Origin of the sequence: Pantoea sp. GM_Pan_3 (assembly GCF_026541045.1) — a bacterium.
In the GTDB taxonomy this organism is placed as follows: domain Bacteria; phylum Pseudomonadota; class Gammaproteobacteria; order Enterobacterales; family Enterobacteriaceae; genus Pantoea; species Pantoea anthophila.
This window is the reverse complement of sequence record NZ_JALNVA010000001.1, coordinates 201,008-218,968: the sequence shown is the minus strand read 5'-3', so window position 1 is coordinate 218,968 and position 17,961 is coordinate 201,008. Positions and strand designations below refer to the sequence as shown.

The window sequence follows — 17,961 nt, the reverse complement described above, 5'->3', positions numbered from 1 at the left end:
AGACCGTTATGAAAAGCGTTGTGATTGAAGAACCGGGCAGGCTGGTCGTCGCTGAACGTCCCCTGCCGCAGCCTGCGCCAGGGGAAGTCCGGGTGAAGGTGGCCTATGCCAGCATCTGCGGCTCAGATGTGCATATCTGGCACGGCCATAATCCCTTTGCGAAATATCCACGGGTGATTGGTCATGAATTTTTCGGCGTGATCGATGCGGTCGGTGACGGTGTTGATACTGCCCGTCTGGGGGAACGCGTTGCCGTCGATCCGGTGGTGAGCTGCGGCAGCTGCTATCCCTGCTCGGTGGGCCGCCCCAACGTCTGCACCACGCTGCAGGTGACGGGCGTGCATCGTGACGGCGGCTTCAGTGAGTATGCGCTGACGCCGGCAAACAATGCCTGGCGCCTGCCGGACACCATTCCCGACCAGCTCGCCAGTCTGGTCGAGCCGTTTACCATCGCGGCCAATATCACGGCCTTTCTCAGGCCGCAGCCGGACGACGTGGCGCTGATCTATGGTGCTGGCCCGATGGGGCTGACCGCGATTCAGGTGCTGAAAGGCGTCTATGAGGTGAAAAAGGTAATGGTGGTGGATCGGCTGCCGGAACGTCTGGCGCTGGCTGAACAGAGTGGTGCCGACCAGCTGTTCGACAACAGCGCGATCCCGCTGGCAGCGCAGCTGGAGGGCGTGCAGCCCACGCTGATTATTGATGCGGCCTGCCATCCCGCCATTCTGGCGGAAGCCGTCGCCCTCGCCTCACCGGCGGCGCGTATCGGCCTGCTCGGCTTCTCCGGTGAACCCTGCAGCCTGACCCAGCAGAGCCTGACCAGTAAAGAGCTGTCGCTGTTTACCTCACGTCTGAACAGCAACCGCTTTCCGCAGGTGATCGACTGGATAGAAAAAGGGTTAATCCAGCCAGAAAAACTGGTCACACACACTTTCCCCCTGCAGGAGATTGAGCGCGCGATGACCCTGTTCGAAAAAGATCCGCGCACCTGCTGCAAAGTGATCCTGCAGATGGGGTAATGCGTTGCTGAACACCAGGTGTCCTGAGCCAGCGTTCGCGCTGGCACACTTAAAAAGAGAAAACAGATCACGGAGTTTTTATGTTCAAGAATCTGCGCTGGACCCTCGTTTTACTGCTGTTTCTGGTTTACATGATCAATTACCTCGATCGTGTCGCGCTCTCCCTGACGGTTCCGCTGGTTGAAAAAGATCTGGCGATCAATGCAGAGCAGTTCGGCATGATTTTCGGCAGCTTTTTCTTTGGCTATGCCCTGTTCAACTTTGTCGGCGGCCTCGCCACCGACCGCTTTGGCCCTAAGATCGTGCTGGCCGTAGCGGTGGCCGCGTGGTCCATCTTCTGCGGTATGACCGCGCTGGCCACCGGCTTCTGGTCGCTGCTGATCCTGCGCGTGCTGTTCGGCATGGCAGAAGGCCCCATCTGCTCCTCGGCTAACAAAGCGATTAACGGCTGGTTCCCGAAAAAACAGGCCGCAACGGCCATGGGCTTACTGAGTGCCGGGTCGCCGCTGGGCGGTGCCGTCGCCGGTCCGATTATTGGCTATCTGGCCCTGGCTTACGGCTGGCGCCCGGCGTTTGTGATTGTCTGCTGCATCGGGCTGGTCTGGATGACATTCTGGCTCTTCTTCGCGGCGGACAATCCGGCGAAGAGCAAGCGCGTCACTGAAGAAGAGCGGCTGCTGATCGAACGCCTCAAGGCGACCAGTCCGAACGATGAGGTTGACCTGTCAGAAACGGCTCATCCGTTTGGTTACTACCTGCGCCAGCCGATTATCCTGGTCACGGCGTTTGCCTTCTTCTGCTACAACTACATCCTGTTCTTCTTCCTGAGCTGGTTCCCGGCCTATCTGGTGCAGGCACACGGCCTGGATATTAAATCGATGAGTATCACCACCATGATCCCGTGGATCGTCGGTTTCGTCGGCCTGGCGCTGGGCGGCTGGATCTCCGATAAAATCTTTAACATCACCGGCAAGCTGTTGTTGTCACGCAAAATTGTGCTGGTGGTCTCACTGCTGGCCGCAGCAATTTGCGTGGCGCTGGCGGGTACGATAAAAGAGGTCGTGCCTGCCGTGATTATGATGTCGGTATCGATTTTCTTTCTCTACATCACCGGCGCGATCTACTGGGCCATCATTCAGGATGTGGTACATAAGAGTCGCATCGGCAGCATCAGCGGCTTCATCCATCTGACAGGCAGCCTCTCCGGCATCATCGGGCCGATTGTCACCGGCTTTATTGTTCAGCACACCGGCAAATTCGACAGCGCCTTCGTGCTGGCCGGTTGTGTCGCCGCGCTGGGCGCCTTCCTGGTCTTGTTTGTGATTCGCAGTCCGAAAACCCAGGACAAACCGGTTTCGGTCTGAGTGTTGTTCCGCTAACAGAACGCTGACTGGGGCGCTGAGCGCCCCGCTTTTCAAAAGGACGGATTATGTTACAGATTGATCGCCTGCCTGCTGAGGTTAAACGCCCCTCCTACGACCGCAGCAAACTGAAGACCCGCATGGTACACATCGGTTTTGGTGCCTTTCACCGCGCACATCAGGCGATGTGCAGCGACAGGCTGGCCGAAGAACAGGGCAGCGACTGGGGCTACTGTGAGGTCAATCTCATGAACAGCACCGGACTGATTACGGCGCTGCGCCAGCAGGACCTGCTCTACACCCTCACTGAGCTGGCGGATGGGTCTCAGCAGACCCGGGTGATCGGCGTCATCACCAGCGCCCTGAAGGGCGACAAAGACGGTATTGAAGCCGTGATCAACGCCATGAGCCAGCCGGATATCGCCATCGTCTCCATGACCGTGACCGAAAAGGGTTACTGCCATCTGCCCGCCAGCGGCAATTTAAACAGCGATCATCCTGATATCGTCCATGACCTGCAGCATCCGCAAGCCCCCCGCACGGTGCCCGGTGTCATTCTGGCGGCGATCCGCCGTCGCCGCGAGCTGGGATTACCGCCCTTCACCGTGATGTCCTGCGACAACATGCCGGAGAATGGGCATGTGACCCGCAATGTAGTGACCCAGCTGGCGGAGCGTCAGGATCCTGCGCTGGCAGAGTACATTCAGCAGCACATCACCTTCCCCTCCACCATGGTGGACCGCATCGTTCCGGCCATGACTGACACCGCACTGGCCGCGCTGCACAAGCGTCTGGGATGTGAAGATCCGGTCGCGATTGAAGCAGAACCCTTCTTTCAGTGGGTGATAGAAGATAACTTCGTTAATGGTCGCCCGGCGTGGGAGAAAGCGGGAGCCGAGTTGGTCAGTGATGTACTGCCCTATGAAGAGATGAAACTGCGCATGCTGAATGGCAGCCACTCTTTTCTGGCCTACCTCGGCTTTCTGGCGGGGTATGAGTACATCAGCGACTGTGTAGCCGATCCCCATTTCCGCGCCGCCGCCCGTTCACTGATGATTGATGAACAGGCCCCGACGCTGCGCACCCAGGGCGTGGATCTCAATGCCTATGCCGATTCGCTGATCGCCCGCTATGAAAACCGTGCGATTAAACATCGCACAGGGCAGATCGCCACCGACGGTACACAAAAACTGCCGCAGCGCCTGCTCGACAGTCTGCGCTGGCACCTGCAGCGTGGCAGCCGCTGCGACCTGCTGCTGCTTGGCGTCGCGGGCTGGATGCGCTATGTGGGCGGCGTTGATGAACAGGGCCAGCCGATTGAGATCCGTGACCCGATGCAGAAAAAACTGGCGGAGTGCGTTGCCGCCAGCGAAGAGGGTGAAGCGCGCGTGCGGGCGCTGCTCGCCCTCCGCGAAGTGTTTGGCGATGATTTGCTGCAGAACGACGACGTGGTCGCCCGACTGACGGCCTGGTATCAGCAACTGACCAGCCAGGGCGCGCGTGCCACAGTGCATCAGTGCCTAAATCGCGGCTGAAGGCGGGACAATAAAGCGCTGGCGCAGACGCAGCGTGCTGATTAGACTGACACTTTGCCAACGCGCTGGCCTCTGCCAGCCGTAATAGGGATATTGCTGCATGTCGAGCGCCTATACCATAACCACCAGCGAACCGGTCAATCAGCAGATTTACCGTTATCTGCGCAAAGATATTGTCACCTGCGCGATTCAGCCAGGTTCGCTGCTCTCTGAAAAAGAGGTCTCCGCACGCTTCAGCGTTTCACGTCAGCCGGTGCGCGAAGCGTTTATCAAGCTGGCGGAAGCCGGACTGGTACAGGTATTGCCGCAGCGCGGCACGTTCGTGCGTAAAATCTCCGCTAAGCGGGTCGCGGATGGCCGCTTTATCCGTGAGGCGGTGGAAGTGTCGGTGGTTCGTCGTGCCGCGCTGGAGATTGATGATTCGGCACTGATGACGCTGGAGCACAATCTGCAACTGCAGCGGATGGCGGCGGAGCGGCATGACAGCCAGGCGTTCCTCACGCTTGACGATGAGTTTCATCGTCTGATCGCGGAAAGCATTGACTGCAAGCTGGCCTGGGAAACGGTCGAGAATATCAAAGCGACGATGGATCGGGTGCGCTTCCTGACGCTGAGTGAAGTCTCACCGCCGGAAAAGGTCATTGAGCAGCATGAAGAGATTTATGCCGCGCTGAAACAGCACGATGCCGATGCCGCCGAAGCGGCCATGCGTCATCACCTGCAGGAGATGATCTTCTCCATCACCCCGATTGCTGAGCGCAACAGCGCCTGGTTTGAAGCCCCCTGAACCCCTCCCGCGGGGTGCCCGCCTCGCCTGATTATCCGGGCGAGAGGGGCAGTCTCTCTTACCACCATTGATGAAAATGGTGAACCGGCCCGATGCCCTTCCCGACCTCCAGCGAATCCGCCTGCATCAGCGCCTGCTGCAGCCAGTTTTTCGCTTCCTCAATCGTCGTCTCCCATCCGTCATGACGCGGACGCAATGCGGCCAGTGCCGCCGATAGCGTGCAGCCAGTGCCATGCGTATGACGGGTCTTCACGCGCGTTGTGCTGAACCGCTGCTCTGCCGATGGCGTAATCAGCCAGTCGGGACTCTCCGCCGCTGTAAGATGCCCTCCTTTCATCAGCACAGCCTGACAGCCCAGCGCCAGCAACGCCCGCCCCTGTTCGCGCATCTCCGTCTCATCGGTGGCAATGGCGCAACCCAGCAGGGCCGCCGCCTCTGGCAGGTTTGGAGTGATCAGCGAAACCTGCGGCAGCAACCGCTCACGAACGCTGGCAACGGCGTCCGGTGAGAGCAGCGCATCACCACTTTTCGCCACCATCACGGTATCCAGCACCACAAAAGGGATCGCCGCCTGCTTCAGCCGCGCCGCCACCTGCTCCACGATAGCCGTTTCTGACAGCATGCCGATTTTCGCGCTGTCGATACGCACGTCATTCAGCACAGAATCGAGCTGAGCAGCGACAAAGTCCGGTTCGATGCGATAAACAGACTGCACGCCCTGCGTATTCTGTGCCACCAGCGCGGTGATGACGCTGGTGCCATACGCGCCCAGCGCCGAGAAGGTTTTCAGATCGGCCTGAATGCCTGCGCCGCCGCTGGGATCGGTGCCGGCAATGGTCAGCGCATTAATGCGTTTCATAATCGCCCTCCAGGGTCCAGAGAGCATCCAGAAACGCCGTGGCAAAACTGCCCGGCCCATTCGCATGCCCCGCTGCCTTTTCACCGGCTGTAGCCATCACCTGACAGGCCGCGGCAATATTCAGCAGGCCATCGCCGGGCAGTGCGCTGAACCCGGCCACCACCGCCGAAAGCGCACAGCCGGTTCCCACAACCCGTGTCAGCATGGGAGAGCCGCCACGAATAGCAAAAGTGCGCTGACCATCGGTTGCGTAGTCCACTTCACCGGTAACGATGACCCGCGTGTTCCACTCTTTCGCCAGCTGCCGCGCCGCGTCGAGCGCCGCATCTGCCGGGTGCAGCGTATCCACGCCGCGTCCGCCACTGGCCTGCTGCGCCAGCGCCAGAATCTCTGACGCATTGCCGCGTATCACCGCCGGTTGCTGACTTAATAATTGCTGGCAGAAGTCGCTGCGCAGCGTCAGGGCACCGACAGCGACCGGATCGAGCGTCCAGGGCGTGCCCGCCTCCCGCGCAGCGTTAACCGCTGCCTGCATCGCCCGCTGACGCTCGCGCGTCAGCGTCCCGACGTTAATCAGCAGGGCATCCGCAAAGCCGCTGAACTGTGCCGCTTCGTCAGCATCGATCACCATCGCGGGTGACGCATTGAGTGCCAGCAGGACGTTGGCGGTAAAGTTCTGCACCACGTCATTCGTCATGCAGTGCACCAGCGGTGACTGACGGCGAAAGGTGTGCAGAAGGGGCGCGAACTGTGCGGCAGAAAGGTGTTGAGATGGCTGTATCATCGTAGCTCCCAACCGGCGGACAAGAAGGCGAATGCGGTCAGGCATCAGACTTCCCTACGCTGGCATTATCCAGATCAGGTAATACGGGTATTTCTCAGCCTTCACAAAGAAGGGCACCCCGAGTCATGAAGAGTGAATCTTTATACTTTTTGCAAGATTAGGGGAAGTTACTCGCAGACGCAAGCGCGCCCTTCCGGTTACCACTTCTTCGCACGGTACCCCAGCGTTACCCCACCACCGAAAAGAAAAAAGAGCCGTTAAGCTCCTTTGTGATATACCCCACGCCCACCGGAATTCATTTTTGTGTTCTGCTTATACCTGCGCTGAAGTGAAGAAAAGGGAGGCGGTTTATCCCCCTATTCGTACAACCATCTTCCAGCTTTAGCTGACTGGATAAACATTTTAATGGTGAAGTCTGGTACATCAACAGGCTCAGGCTTTTTAAACGGGTTCCATGAGAAATTCACCTCGGGGTAGTAGGCTTCGAGATGGAAATCCGACATATCAACGTTAAACTCTTTCGAATACTCTTCCACCAACTCTTCAACATCATCCAGATCAAGCTGCACATCAAAATGAATATTCGATTCTGGCGTGTAAGTATCGTATTTCTTTTTTCTGAACAGGTAAGTACCACTACGGATAGTGAACATTTCGATCACACGTTTCTCGATATCATCTACCATAACTTATCATCACCTCGGGCAATGGTGTTGTATTCAGTGATCGAGTAGTAGATGATCTGCGACATATCAGCTACAAGGATCACCTCACCTGATAGAGGAATTGTTCGCCCTACCCACGTTCCAATCTTCCTCACCATCCTTCGCTTTACAGTCCATGGAGTATAACCGCCAATCCACGTAGGCATCTCCAAACCAAACGGGAACATTCTGTTTCCAAATACCCGCCGTACACCTTTCGATAGCCTGGAGGTGCCAGGGATTGCCGTTCCTGGTTTAGTCCGTGTAGTCTGGTCATTCATACCAGCATAGAGCGCATAGACAGCAGCGATATCCTTGATACCGAACTGATCAGCAGTATTGAAAACAAATACCATAAAAAAGAGTTCGGTGGCGGTAAGGTTTGAACGCCCCGCATAAAAGTATGTTCCATTCACTTCCTCAACAGTGTCCATGTCTCAATCCTTATGACCCTGCATGTATTGCAATCACAACGGCTGATTTATATACCGCTGAATGAATCGTTACTGCGCCTTTTTTAAGGTGTGCAGAAGTGATTTTACCTCATGAACAAACCCTTTATGTACCGTAAGTGCATTACGTACGGACAATAAGAGAGTCAATCTCATAATAAGCAGGCTGAACACAGATGCCTACGCTGGCATTATCCAGAGCAGGTAATACGGGTATTTCTCAGCCTTCACAAAGAAGGGCACCCCGAGTCGAATTACGGTTTGCAGCATAGGCAAGGCGTTCTCTGAAAGCAGGCAACAGCCGCCAGCGGAATGACCGGAACGGAACCTTCCGCATGATCCCGATCAACGTTCCATGGTGCAAAAAAAGGCTTAATGCTGCGGGCCTCAGGAATACCTCTTAAGAGGTACTCCTGCTGTCGCGTCTGATGGATACTGGCCATCGCTCAGACTCTGACCATTTCATAATAATTAACCTGCGCGAAACACCGTTGTAAAAAAACACTTTATTTCATGGAGTTATCGACTCCTGAAGCGGAACTTCATACTACTCAGGATGTATGATGCGATTGTCAGCGCTTATTCCTCACCGCCATCGATGGCAGGATGTTCAAATCGAACGTCAGGGTGCCATCGCCCCTAATGGCCGACATTACCTTTCCACCTATATTTCAGCCCGTTGTGCGGGCTGCGGCGAAACTATCCATCGTGTTTATTACCGGGACATCAGTGACCAGCAGGCGCGTCGCTGGTTAGGCTGACAGCCCGCCCGACGGCCTGTTCCAAAGCAGGGATGAGTTAACAGTTAGTTAGCGATTTGTTAGTCTGGTAACTATCCATGGTTTACCCAGACGCCTCTTATGCCACTGCTGTTTGAAAGCCTGAGCCATCAGATTTACCTGTCAGCCCCGCTATTTATCCTGATCCTGCTCGGATATGGGCTGACACGCTTCGGGAAATGGCCTGCCAGCATCAGCGAAGGCATGAACCGCTTTGTGTTTAACGTTGCGCTGCCCTGCATGCTGTTTCGGGTGATGAGTACCTTCTCGCAAAGCCCGCCGGTGGATGCGCGCCTGCTGCTGGCCTTCTTTGGCAGTTGTCTGCTGGTGTTTATCGTGGGACGCCTGCTGGCGACGCGGCTGTTTCAGCTTGACGGCGTGGCCGCCTCGGTCTTTGCGCTGGGGGGTATCTTCTCCAACAACGTGATGCTGGGGATCCCGGTGGCTACCGTCCTGCTCGGGCCAGAAGCGCTGCCACCAGTGGCGCTGGTGCTGGTGTTTAACAGCCTCATCCTCTGGACCCTGCTGACCGTTTCGGTCGAGTGGGCAAAACAGGGCAGCTTTTCCCTGACCGGTCTCTGGCGCACCCTGATCGGCGTGCTGAAGAATCCGCTCATCGTCGGCATTCTCAGCGGCACGGCCTGGAGCTTTCTGCAGCACCCCTTGCCGCAGATCGCCGCTGAACCGCTGCGGATGCTGGCCTCGCTGGCGGCCCCCCTGTCGCTGGTCACGCTGGGCATGAGCCTGGCACATTATCGGGTGCGGGAGGGTTTAAAAGAGAGTTATACGATCTGCCTGCTGAAGCTGATTCTGCAACCGATGACGGTATGGGCTATCGCGTGGCTGACCGGTCTACCCCCGCTGGAGAGTAAAGTGGTGGTGCTGCTGGGGTCGATGGCGGTCGGGGTTAACGTCTATCTGATGTCGCAGAAATTCAATGTCATTACCGGCCCGGCGGCGGCCAGTATGCTTTTCTCTACGGTGTTTGCGGCCGTGACGACGCCGGTATGGATGATGCTGATGACGCTGGCGGGCTATTAACAGGCGCATAAAAAAAGCCCCTCAGCACGGGGGCTGAAGGGCTTATTGCCAGGCTGATGAAACTTACTCAGCCGTTTTGGTACGGATCAGATAGTCAAAGGCACTCAGTGACGCTTTCGCACCTTCGCCGCTGGCAATGATGATCTGCTTGTACGGCACGGTGGTGCAGTCGCCTGCTGCGAAGACGCCTTTCAGGCTGGTTTCGCATTTCGCATCAATGATGATTTCGCCCATTTTGTTGCGCTCAACCGCGCCTTCCAGCCATGGGGTGTTCGGCAACAGACCGATCTGGACAAAGATACCGGAGAGCGGCAGCTCATGGGTGGTCTGCGTCGTACGGTCAATGTAGTGCAGGCCGGTCACTTTGCTGCCGTCGCCTTTCACTTCCGTGGTCTGCGCGTTCAGGATCACATCAACGTTCTTCAGGCTGCGCAGTTTATCCTGCAGCACGCGGTCAGCACGCATCTCACCAGCAAACTCCAGCAGCGTCACGTGTTCCACGATACCGGCCAGATCAATTGCCGCTTCCACGCCAGAGTTACCGCCGCCGATGACCGCGGTGCGCTTGCCTTTAAACAGCGGGCCATCACAGTGCGGGCAGTAGGTAACACCTTTGGTGCGATACTCTTCTTCACCCGGCACGCCCATGTTACGCCAGCGTGCGCCGGTCGCCAGGATGATGCTGCGTGATTTCAGTACGGCGCCAGAGGCGGTTTCGATGGCGTGCAGTCCGCCCTCTTTCGCCGCCGGGATCAGTTTAATGGCGCTCTGGCTGTCGATGACATCCACATTGTAATCATCAACGTGTGCACGCAGTGAACCTGCCAGTTTTGCACCTTCGGTTTTAGGTACAGAGATATAGTTTTCGATATCGACCGTATCCAGCACCTGCCCACCGAAACGCTCGCCCATCAGGCCGGTACGGATACCTTTACGCGCGGAGTAGATGGCTGCTGCTGCGCCCGCCGGGCCGCTGCCGATAATCAGAACTTCATACGCGTCACGCTTGTTCAGCTCTTCCGCTGCGCGTTTGTCCGCGTTGGTATCCACTTTGCTGACGATTTCCGCCAGGCTCATGCGACCCTGACCAAACTCTTTACCGTTAAGGTAAACCGCTGGCACGCCCATCACGTTGCGTTCCTGAATCTCATTCTGGAACAGGCCACCGTCGATTGCGGTGTGGCTGATGCGCGGGTTAATCACCGCCATCAGGTTCAGCGCCTGCACCACATCAGGACAGTTGTGGCAGGAGAGTGAATAGTAGGTCTCGAAATGGAGATCGCTGTCCAGCTCAGCAACCTGATCCAGCAGGCTCTGTGCTTCTTTAGACGGATGCCCACCGGTCTGTAACAGTGCCAGCACCAGTGAGGTAAATTCGTGACCCAGAGGTGAACCGGCAAAACGCGGGCCGCTGTTCGAACCTGGGTTAGTGATCAGAAACGAGGGCTTACGAACCTGACGATCGTTCTCTTCGCGGAAGCTGACTTTGTCAGACAAACCGGCGATATCAACCAACAGTTCACGGATCTCGGTTGATTTTGCCCCCTCATCCAGGGTGGCGATCAACTCAACAGGTTTGGTTAATTTCTCAAGGTAAGCCTTGAGCTGCGTTTTCAAATTTGTGTCGAGCATAGTGATATCCTGGTCAAAAAATCGGGTGCCGTGGCACCCGATTGGAGAATGGTCGAAAGGCCGAAGCGGGATTAGATTTTGCCAACCAGGTCCAGAGATGGAGCCAGCGTTGCATCACCTTCTTTCCATTTCGCCGGGCAGACTTCACCTGGGTGAGAAGCAACGTACTGAGCCGCTTTCACTTTGCGCAGCAGGTCAGAGGCGTCACGGCCAATGCCTTCAGCGGTGATTTCGATAGCCTGGATAATACCTTCCGGGTCAACGATGAAAGTACCACGGTCAGCCAGACCTTCTGCTTCACGCATGATTTCGAAGTTGCGGGTCAGCGCGCCAGTCGGGTCGCCGATCATCGCATACTGGATCTTCGCGATGGTGTCAGAAGAACCGTGCCAGGCTTTGTGGGTAAAGTGGGTGTCGGTAGAAACAGAGTAGATATCTACGCCCAGTTTCTGGAACTCTTCGTAGTGATCAGCCACGTCACCCAGCTCGGTCGGGCAGACGAAGGTGAAGTCAGCAGGATAGAAGAAGAACACACTCCATTTACCTTCAACGTCTTTCTCGGTTACGTCGATGAATTCGCCGTTTTTGAATGCTGCGTTTTTGAACGGCTTGATTTTGGTATTGATAATAGACATCTGTGGCCTCCGTTAAAATATGTGATGCAGGTTACATAATTTTCGGGCCAACATCTAATATGCAGACGTTATCAATCTGATTAACGAAAGCTATCAAACGCTGAGAGCCTGATGCTCTCTGGCCCGCCGGGCAGTGTACAGCGATTTTCATGACATTAAACCCGCTTTGTCTTTCCCCCTTTCTTCCCGAATCGCTGCTAGTTTTGTAAGACCGGATAAAAAGGGAGCAGAGCTGTGGAGATACGTCCGTTTACTGAAGCCGATCGTCCTTTCCTGCGAACGCTGTTTCTGGCGGCGCGACGGCATAACTGGCGCTGGCTGGATGGCAGCGAGTGGCAGCTGGAAGATTTTGATGGGGTGATTTTGGGGGAGACGGTGCTGGTCGCCGAGGCTGAGGGGCAGCGCGTCGGATTTGCCGGACTGCTGGAGAACGACAACTTTCTGCACAGTCTCTATGTCGATCCCGACTGGCAGGGGCGCGGCGTGGGCAGTGCCCTGCTGGAGAACGTCCAGGCGCGCTTCACCTCAACCGGGGCGCTGAAGTGTCTGCAGATGAACAAAGCAGCCCAGGCGTTTTACCTGAAACATGGCTGGAAGATGATTTCGGAAGGCGAAGGGGAGCATGGCGGCTACGTGCTGATGCACTACCCGCTGGCCTCGGCCTATGCCAGCGGGTCGGGTCGGGCTTAGAGTGCGCGGAAGGCGATCTCGCCAGGGATCACCTCACCCTGCCAGTAGAGCTGGGCGGCGACGCGTCCGGCCAGCTGGCGATAGAGCGCGGTAAAATCGCTGTCTGGCCGGCGGATCACCGTCGGTTCGCCTTCATCGAGATCTTCGCGCAGGTCGATGTGCAGCGGCAGCTGGGCCAGCAGCTGCGTCTGGTAAGTCTCAACCAGTTTCTGCGCCCCGCCGGTGCCGAAAATCGGCTCGTGATAGCCGCACTGACTGCAGATATGCAGGCTCATATTTTCCACCACGCCCAGCACCGGAACATTGACCTTCTCAAACATCACCAGCCCTTTGCGGGCATCAATCAGGGCAATATCCTGCGGCGTGGTGACCACCAGCGCCCCGGTGACCGGCACATTCTGCGCCAGCGTGAGCTGAATGTCGCCGGTACCCGGAGGCATATCCAGCACCAGATAATCCAGTTCCGGCCACAGCGTCTCGTTCAGCAGCTGCATCAGCGCTTTACTGGCCATCGGGCCGCGCCACACCATCGCGTTATCATCGGTGACCAGATAGCCAATCGAGTTCGTCGCCAGCCCGTGCGCCATAATCGGGGCCATATGGGTGCCATCCGGCGAAGTCGGCCGCTGGTCCTGCGTGCCGAGCATGTTCGGCACTGACGGGCCATAGATGTCGGCGTCGAGGATCCCGACGCGCGCGCCTTCGGCAGCCAGCGCCAGCGCCATATTTACGGCAGTGCTCGATTTGCCGACGCCCCCTTTGCCGGAGCTGACCGCGATGATATTTTTTACACCGTTCACGCCCGGCTGATTTTTCACCCGCTTCAGGGTGGCAATATCATGACTGAGCCGCCAGTCGATCGCACGCGCGCCGGTCTGGCGCAGCAGTTCGGCGCTGACCTGCTCTTTCAGGGCGTCGAACCCGCTGGCCCAGGCAAAAGGCATCATCACTTCAATGTGCAGCGTACCGTCAAGCTGCGCCACATGATGCAGCGCCTTCAGCGCGGTCAGGTTCTGGTGCAGGGTCGGATGCTCAAAGCGTTTCAGTACGCCAGCCACGATGGCGCGCAGCCCTTCTGGCGTATGCGGTTCCCGGGATTGTGCTGTCATCCCTCACTCCTTATTTCTGCTCTGCTTACGCTGTTTTCAGCGAGGTAACCTCAATGATATCAGAAGCACATGGATTCGCGGCGACTGGCGGGATGAATCCCTTGTGTTTACGCAGGAGAAGCCTTCAGTTACCATCTAAGCCCGTTTTTTCAATCAACAGAAAGCTACGCAAACTATGACTCAAGTCGCTAAAAAAATTCTGGTAACGTGCGCCCTGCCCTACGCGAACGGATCAATCCATCTCGGCCACATGCTCGAGCATATCCAGGCAGACATTTGGGTGCGTTATCAGCGAATGCGTGGCAATCAGGTTTATTTCATCTGCGCCGACGATGCGCACGGTACCCCTATCATGCTGAAAGCGCAGCAGCTGGGGATTGCACCGGAGCAGATGATTGCAGAAATGAAACAGGAGCATGAAACGGACTTTGCCGGTTTCAATATCAGCTATGACAACTATCACTCAACGCATGGCGACGAAAACCGTGAGCTGGCCGGGCTGATCTACGGCCGCCTGAAAGAGAACGGTTTCATCAAGAACCGCACGATTTCGCAGCTGTATGACCCGGAAAAAGGGATGTTCCTGCCGGATCGCTTTGTGAAAGGCACCTGTCCGAAATGTAAGTCACCTGACCAGTATGGCGACAACTGCGAAGTCTGCAGCGCGACCTACAGCCCGACAGAGCTGATCGATCCGAAATCCGTGGTGTCCGGTGCGACGCCGGTGCTGCGTGATTCCGAACACTTCTTCTTTGATCTGCCCTCCTTCAGCGAGATGCTGCGTGCCTGGACCCGTTCTGGCGCACTGCAGGATCAGGTTGCGAACAAAATGCAGGAGTGGTTTGAGTCGGGCCTGCAGCAGTGGGATATCTCCCGCGACGCGCCTTACTTCGGCTTTGAAATTCCGGGTGCGCCGGGCAAATATTTCTACGTCTGGCTGGATGCGCCTATCGGCTATATGGGCTCGTTCAAAAACCTGTGCGATAAGCGCGGCGACATCGACTTCGACGAGTTCTGGCGTAAAGACTCCACCACCGAGCTGTACCACTTCATCGGTAAAGATATCGTCTATTTCCACAGCCTGTTCTGGCCCGCGATGCTGGAAGGCAGCAACTTCCGCAAGCCAAACAACCTGTTTGTGCACGGCTATGTCACCGTCAACGGTGCAAAAATGTCGAAGTCGCGTGGCACCTTTATTAAGGCCAGCACCTGGCTGCAGCATCTGGATGCCGACAGCCTGCGCTATTACTATGCGGCGAAACTCTCTTCACGCATCGACGATATCGACCTGAACATGGAAGATTTTGTTCAGCGCGTGAACGCCGACATCGTCAATAAAGTGGTTAACCTGGCGTCACGTAACGCGGGCTTTATCACCAAACGCTTTGACGGCAAACTGGCGGCTGAGCTGGCCGATCCGGCCCTTTATCAGACCTTCGTGGATGCCTCAGAGAAGATTGGTGAAGCCTGGGCCAGCCGTGAGTTCAGCCGTGCGATTCGTGAGATCATGGCGCTGGCCGACCTGGCTAACCGCTATGTCGATGAGCAGGCACCGTGGGTGGTGGCAAAGCAGGAAGGCCGCGATGCCGACCTGCAGGCTATCTGCTCAATGGGGATTAACCTGTTCCGCATCCTGATGACCTGGCTGAAACCGGTGCTGCCTTCCCTGAGCGCACGCGCCGAAGATTTCCTTAAGTGCGAGCTGAGCTGGGATGCTATCGCCCAGCCGCTGCTGGATCACCAGGTCGCGCCGTTTAAAGCGCTCTACAGCCGCATTGAAATGGCGAAGGTTGAGGGACTGATTGCGGCCTCAAAAGAGGATGCCGCTGCCGCAGCTGCACCGGCCGCAAGCGGCCCGCTGGCAGAGTCACCTGTCGGTGAGCCCATCACCATCGACGATTTTGCCAAAGTGGATATGCGCGTGGCGCTGATTGAGCAGGCGGAACTGGTTGAGGGCTCAGACAAGCTGCTGCGTCTGCAACTTGACCTGGGCGGGGAAAAGCGTCAGATCTTCTCCGGCATCCGCGCCGCTTATCCTGATCCGTCAGTGCTGGTCGGTAAAATGACCATCATCGTCGCCAACCTCGCACCACGTAAGATGCGCTTCGGCATCTCTGAAGGCATGGTGCTGTCAGCAGGACCGGGCGGCAAAGATCTCTTCGTGCTCTCCGTGGATAGCGGTGCGGTACCGGGTATGCCGGTTAAGTAACCCGCGGCTGACGGAATCCGTTCCGGACTGAAACCCTTTGCGCCTCTGCGGGTGCGAAGGTTTTTTTTATATCGGTCAAGCACGCTCTCTTCCTGCACAGGTGAACGCGGCCTCCTCTCCTGCCGCTTTCCGGCGCATAAATGTGATCGCTAGCACGCTAAGCGGTTAATGCGTATGATGAAGCTCAGTAAAAACAGGAGCCTGCCATGCTCACCGTGCTGTCTATCTGCGGGCGCTATCTGCGCGCCTTTATCATCATTTATCTCTGCCTGTATGCCGGAATCGGCATCGCCTCGCTGCTGCCCATTACCCTGCCCGGCAGCATTATCGGCATGTTAATTCTGTTTGCCCTGCTCGCGTCGCAAATCCTGCCGGTAACCTGGGTGAAACCGGGCTGTCATCTGCTGATTCGCTATATGGCCCTGCTGTTTGTGCCGATCAGCGTCGGGGTGATGAACTACACCGATGTGCTGACCGCGCAGTTTGGCCCTATCGTGATCTCCTGTGTCGTCAGCACCCTGCTGGTGCTCTCGATTGTCGGCGTGAGCGCCCACAAGCTGCACAGCCGGAAGCCGGCCGGGGAGTCGGGCGATGAGTGACATCTGGTGGTCACTGCCGCTGACGCTGGCGGCCTTTTTCCTGGCGCGCAAACTGGCAATACGGCTGAAGCTCCCGCTGCTCAATCCGCTGCTGGTCGCGATGGCGATAATTATTCCGATACTGCTGCTGTTGCAGCTGCCCTACTCGCGCTATTTCGCTGGCAGCCAGATTCTCAATCAGCTGCTGCAACCGGCGGTGGTGGCCCTGGCACTGCCGCTCTATGAACAGATCCATCAGATCCGCGCCCGCTGGAAATCCATTATCGGCGTCTGCTTTATCGGCAGCCTGACCGCCATGACCTCGGGCACGGCCATTGCGCTCTGGCTGGGGGCAACGCCCGAAATTGCGGCCACTATCGTGCCGAAATCGGTGACCACACCGATTGCCATGGCCGTCTCCGGTTCATTGCACGGTATTCCGGCCATCAGCGCCATCTGTGTGCTGATCGCCGGGGTGCTGGGTGCGGTCTTCGGTCATATGGTGCTGAACCTGCTCGGTGTGAAGTCTAAAGCCGCACGCGGTCTGGCGATTGGCAATGCGTCACATGCACTCGGCACGGCGCGTGCAGCCGAACTCGATTTTCAGGAGGGCGCCTTCAGTTCGCTGGCGCTGGTGATCTGCGGCATCATCACCTCACTGCTGGCCCCCTTTGTTTTTCCGCTGCTGCTGCACTGGTTTGGCTAAAACTTTGCGAGAGATCTCGCAAAGTTGAAACATGCAACACAGGTTACATTGTCAGAGCGACCTGGATCACATATAAACCGGTGACCGGCACGTCGCCCTGCTGAATTTAATGAGGCTCTCATGCAATCCCGTTTCCTCTCCGCTTTTGAGGCATTGCCATCAACGCTGCAAACGGCGCTGGCTCCCCTGCTGGACGATCCTGACTTTGAGGCGCGACTGAGCGCCAGCCAGGTCGCTGCACTGCAGCAACAGACGCAGATGGATGCCGATACGCTGGCGCTGGCGCTGCTGCCACTGGCAGCGGCCTGCGCTGTCGCCACCGTCTCCCACTTCAACGTCGGCGCGATTGCCCGTGGCGTCAGCGGTGCCTGGTACTTCGGGGCGAACATGGAGTTTGTCGGCGCCCCCCTGCAGCAGACGGTTCACGCCGAGCAGAGCGCGATTACCCACGCCTGGCTGTGTGGCGAGCCGCAGCTGGAGAGCATCACCGTCAACTACACGCCGTGCGGTCACTGCCGCCAGTTTATGAACGAGCTGAACAGTGGCAACGCTATTCGTATCAGCCTGCCGCAGCGCGCGGTGAGTACCCTGGCTGACTATCTGCCGGATGCATTTGGCCCGCGCGACCTCGACATCAGCACTTTCCTGATGGACCACGTTGACCACGGCTACGTCGCTGCGGGTGACGAACTGGTGCAGGCGGCCGTTGCCGCCGCCAATGCCAGTCACGCCCCCTACAGCCAGTCGCACGCCGGGGTTGCCCTGCTGACCGTGAGCGGTTCGATTGTCACCGGCCGCTATGCGGAAAACGCCGCGTTTAATCCCAGCTTCCCGCCCCTTCAGGCGGCGCTGGTGCGGCTGAACATGCAGGGCGGCGATGTCCGTCAGATAAAAAGAGCGGTATTAGCGGAAGCAGAAAATGCCACGCTGAGCCAGTTTGCCGCCACGCAAGCCACGCTGCAGACATTTGGCTGCAGTGAGCTGCTGCATGTGACGCTGAACAAAGCATAACCGGCTGTCAGAAAGGCCACAGTTTTGTGAGCTTTTATGAACAAACGCTGTACTTCTGCGGGAAATTTCA

The 17,961-nt window shown here is 57.3% G+C and carries 18 protein-coding genes and 2 riboswitches; of the genes, 11 read left to right on the top strand and 7 right to left on the bottom strand.

Annotated features, from left to right (window positions below; all coding sequences use genetic code 11):
- Positions 1-8: 8 nt before the first annotated feature.
- The 4 genes from OXR04_RS00905 (at position 9) to OXR04_RS00890 (ending at position 4,702) form a co-directional block, all read left to right on the top strand.
- On the top strand, positions 9-1,019 hold the full coding sequence (locus OXR04_RS00905) for a Zn-dependent oxidoreductase (protein ID WP_267371630.1): 1,011 nt from the start codon (positions 9-11) through the stop codon (positions 1,017-1,019).
- 80 nt (positions 1,020-1,099) lie between these two features.
- Positions 1,100-2,383 carry an MFS transporter gene (locus OXR04_RS00900; protein ID WP_058956697.1) on the top strand — a complete coding sequence of 428 codons (1,284 nt, stop codon included), beginning with the start codon at positions 1,100-1,102 and terminating at the stop codon, positions 2,381-2,383.
- Positions 2,384-2,448: 65 nt separating this feature from the next.
- Positions 2,449-3,915 carry a mannitol dehydrogenase family protein gene (locus OXR04_RS00895; RefSeq protein ID WP_267371633.1) on the top strand — a complete coding sequence of 489 codons (1,467 nt, stop codon included), beginning with the start codon at positions 2,449-2,451 and terminating at the stop codon, positions 3,913-3,915.
- A 100-nt stretch (positions 3,916-4,015) separates the two neighbouring features.
- The gene (locus tag OXR04_RS00890) at positions 4,016-4,702 is read left to right on the top strand and encodes a GntR family transcriptional regulator (RefSeq protein ID WP_140029045.1); all 687 of its coding nucleotides are present in this window, start codon (positions 4,016-4,018) and stop codon (positions 4,700-4,702) included.
- 58 nt (positions 4,703-4,760) lie between these two features.
- Here OXR04_RS00890 and thiD read toward each other — a convergent pair whose 3' ends face one another.
- The 4 genes from thiD to OXR04_RS00870 all read right to left on the bottom strand — a co-directional run bounded on the left by thiD (position 4,761) and on the right by OXR04_RS00870 (position 7,483).
- The gene (gene thiD, locus OXR04_RS00885; protein ID WP_267371635.1) at positions 4,761-5,561 is read right to left on the bottom strand and encodes a bifunctional hydroxymethylpyrimidine kinase/phosphomethylpyrimidine kinase; all 801 of its coding nucleotides are present in this window, start codon (positions 5,559-5,561) and stop codon (positions 4,761-4,763) included.
- Positions 5,548-6,345, bottom strand: a complete 798-nt coding sequence (gene thiM, locus OXR04_RS00880) for a hydroxyethylthiazole kinase (RefSeq protein ID WP_267371638.1) — start codon at positions 6,343-6,345, stop codon at positions 5,548-5,550. Before thiM ends, thiD begins: the two co-directional genes overlap by 14 nt.
- Positions 6,346-6,379: 34 nt before the next feature.
- A riboswitch (TPP riboswitch) is annotated at positions 6,380-6,476 on the bottom strand.
- 225 nt (positions 6,477-6,701) lie between these two features.
- Positions 6,702-7,031 (bottom strand): DUF1493 family protein, encoded by a 330-nt coding sequence (locus OXR04_RS00875; protein WP_267371640.1) that lies wholly within the window; start codon positions 7,029-7,031, stop codon positions 6,702-6,704.
- Positions 7,025-7,483, bottom strand: coding sequence for an STM2901 family protein (locus OXR04_RS00870; protein WP_267371642.1), 459 nt, complete (start codon positions 7,481-7,483; stop codon positions 7,025-7,027). The genes OXR04_RS00875 and OXR04_RS00870 overlap by 7 nt, the downstream gene beginning before the upstream one ends.
- 176 nt (positions 7,484-7,659) lie before the next feature.
- Positions 7,660-7,758: riboswitch (TPP riboswitch) on the bottom strand.
- Positions 7,759-8,064: 306 nt separating this feature from the next.
- On the opposite strand from OXR04_RS00870, the gene OXR04_RS00865 reads away from it, so the two are divergent.
- Together OXR04_RS00865 and OXR04_RS00860 are read left to right on the top strand one after the other, a co-directional pair.
- The gene (locus tag OXR04_RS00865) at positions 8,065-8,262 is read left to right on the top strand and encodes a hypothetical protein (RefSeq protein ID WP_072052741.1); all 198 of its coding nucleotides are present in this window, start codon (positions 8,065-8,067) and stop codon (positions 8,260-8,262) included.
- Positions 8,263-8,361: 99 nt separating this feature from the next.
- The gene (locus OXR04_RS00860; protein WP_267371644.1) at positions 8,362-9,321 is read left to right on the top strand and encodes an AEC family transporter; all 960 of its coding nucleotides are present in this window, start codon (positions 8,362-8,364) and stop codon (positions 9,319-9,321) included.
- A gap of 63 nt (positions 9,322-9,384) precedes the next feature.
- Here the strand turns inward: OXR04_RS00860 and ahpF are convergent, their stop codons facing one another.
- Both ahpF and ahpC read right to left on the bottom strand, forming a co-directional pair.
- Complete coding sequence (gene ahpF / locus OXR04_RS00855) at positions 9,385-10,953, bottom strand: alkyl hydroperoxide reductase subunit F (protein ID WP_009089198.1); 1,569 nt, start codon at positions 10,951-10,953, stop codon at positions 9,385-9,387.
- A gap of 71 nt (positions 10,954-11,024) precedes the next feature.
- Entirely contained in the window at positions 11,025-11,588 is a 564-nt protein-coding gene (ahpC, locus tag OXR04_RS00850; protein ID WP_010617942.1) for an alkyl hydroperoxide reductase subunit C, read from the bottom strand.
- A 234-nt stretch (positions 11,589-11,822) separates the two neighbouring features.
- Between ahpC and OXR04_RS00845 the strand changes: the two genes are divergently transcribed.
- The gene (locus OXR04_RS00845; protein WP_058956703.1) at positions 11,823-12,278 is read left to right on the top strand and encodes a GNAT family N-acetyltransferase; all 456 of its coding nucleotides are present in this window, start codon (positions 11,823-11,825) and stop codon (positions 12,276-12,278) included.
- Here OXR04_RS00845 and apbC read toward each other — a convergent pair.
- Positions 12,275-13,387, bottom strand: coding sequence for an iron-sulfur cluster carrier protein ApbC (gene apbC / locus OXR04_RS00840; RefSeq protein ID WP_267371664.1), 1,113 nt, complete (start codon positions 13,385-13,387; stop codon positions 12,275-12,277). The genes OXR04_RS00845 and apbC overlap by 4 nt on opposite strands.
- Positions 13,388-13,562: 175 nt before the next feature.
- Here apbC and metG point away from each other — a divergent pair, with 175 nt between their 5' ends.
- The 4 genes from metG to cdd all read left to right on the top strand — a co-directional run bounded on the left by metG (position 13,563) and on the right by cdd (position 17,891).
- Entirely contained in the window at positions 13,563-15,596 is a 2,034-nt protein-coding gene (gene metG / locus OXR04_RS00835; RefSeq protein WP_046102221.1) for a methionine--tRNA ligase, read from the top strand.
- 206 nt (positions 15,597-15,802) lie between these two features.
- A complete protein-coding gene (locus OXR04_RS00830; protein WP_267371667.1) occupies positions 15,803-16,195 on the top strand; it encodes a CidA/LrgA family protein in 393 nt (130 codons plus the stop codon).
- The gene (locus OXR04_RS00825) at positions 16,188-16,880 is read left to right on the top strand and encodes a CidB/LrgB family autolysis modulator (RefSeq protein WP_267371669.1); all 693 of its coding nucleotides are present in this window, start codon (positions 16,188-16,190) and stop codon (positions 16,878-16,880) included. Before OXR04_RS00830 ends, OXR04_RS00825 begins: the two co-directional genes overlap by 8 nt.
- A 120-nt stretch (positions 16,881-17,000) precedes the next feature.
- Positions 17,001-17,891 (top strand): cytidine deaminase, encoded by an 891-nt coding sequence (gene cdd, locus OXR04_RS00820; RefSeq protein WP_267371671.1) that lies wholly within the window; start codon positions 17,001-17,003, stop codon positions 17,889-17,891.
- Positions 17,892-17,961 lie beyond the last annotated feature (70 nt).

Excerpts from the sequence above, each read along its gene's own strand:
- OXR04_RS00905 (WP_267371630.1), top strand. The coding sequence starts at position 9 with ATGAAAAGCGTTGTGATTGAAGAACCGGGCAGGCTGGTCGTCGCTGAA.
- OXR04_RS00900 (WP_058956697.1), top strand. The coding sequence starts at position 1,100 with ATGTTCAAGAATCTGCGCTGGACCCTCGTTTTACTGCTGTTTCTGGTT.
- OXR04_RS00895 (WP_267371633.1), top strand. The coding sequence starts at position 2,449 with ATGTTACAGATTGATCGCCTGCCTGCTGAGGTTAAACGCCCCTCCTAC.
- OXR04_RS00890 (WP_140029045.1), top strand. The coding sequence starts at position 4,016 with ATGTCGAGCGCCTATACCATAACCACCAGCGAACCGGTCAATCAGCAG.
- thiD (WP_267371635.1), bottom strand. The coding sequence starts at position 5,561 with ATGAAACGCATTAATGCGCTGACCATTGCCGGCACCGATCCCAGCGGC.
- thiM (WP_267371638.1), bottom strand. The coding sequence starts at position 6,345 with ATGATACAGCCATCTCAACACCTTTCTGCCGCACAGTTCGCGCCCCTT.
- OXR04_RS00875 (WP_267371640.1), bottom strand. The coding sequence starts at position 7,031 with ATGGTAGATGATATCGAGAAACGTGTGATCGAAATGTTCACTATCCGT.
- OXR04_RS00870 (WP_267371642.1), bottom strand. The coding sequence starts at position 7,483 with ATGGACACTGTTGAGGAAGTGAATGGAACATACTTTTATGCGGGGCGT.
- OXR04_RS00865 (WP_072052741.1), top strand. The coding sequence starts at position 8,065 with ATGCGATTGTCAGCGCTTATTCCTCACCGCCATCGATGGCAGGATGTT.
- OXR04_RS00860 (WP_267371644.1), top strand. The coding sequence starts at position 8,362 with ATGCCACTGCTGTTTGAAAGCCTGAGCCATCAGATTTACCTGTCAGCC.
- ahpF (WP_009089198.1), bottom strand. The coding sequence starts at position 10,953 with ATGCTCGACACAAATTTGAAAACGCAGCTCAAGGCTTACCTTGAGAAA.
- ahpC (WP_010617942.1), bottom strand. The coding sequence starts at position 11,588 with ATGTCTATTATCAATACCAAAATCAAGCCGTTCAAAAACGCAGCATTC.
- apbC (WP_267371664.1), bottom strand. The coding sequence starts at position 13,387 with ATGACAGCACAATCCCGGGAACCGCATACGCCAGAAGGGCTGCGCGCC.
- metG (WP_046102221.1), top strand. The coding sequence starts at position 13,563 with ATGACTCAAGTCGCTAAAAAAATTCTGGTAACGTGCGCCCTGCCCTAC.
- OXR04_RS00830 (WP_267371667.1), top strand. The coding sequence starts at position 15,803 with ATGCTCACCGTGCTGTCTATCTGCGGGCGCTATCTGCGCGCCTTTATC.
- OXR04_RS00825 (WP_267371669.1), top strand. The coding sequence starts at position 16,188 with ATGAGTGACATCTGGTGGTCACTGCCGCTGACGCTGGCGGCCTTTTTC.
- cdd (WP_267371671.1), top strand. The coding sequence starts at position 17,001 with ATGCAATCCCGTTTCCTCTCCGCTTTTGAGGCATTGCCATCAACGCTG.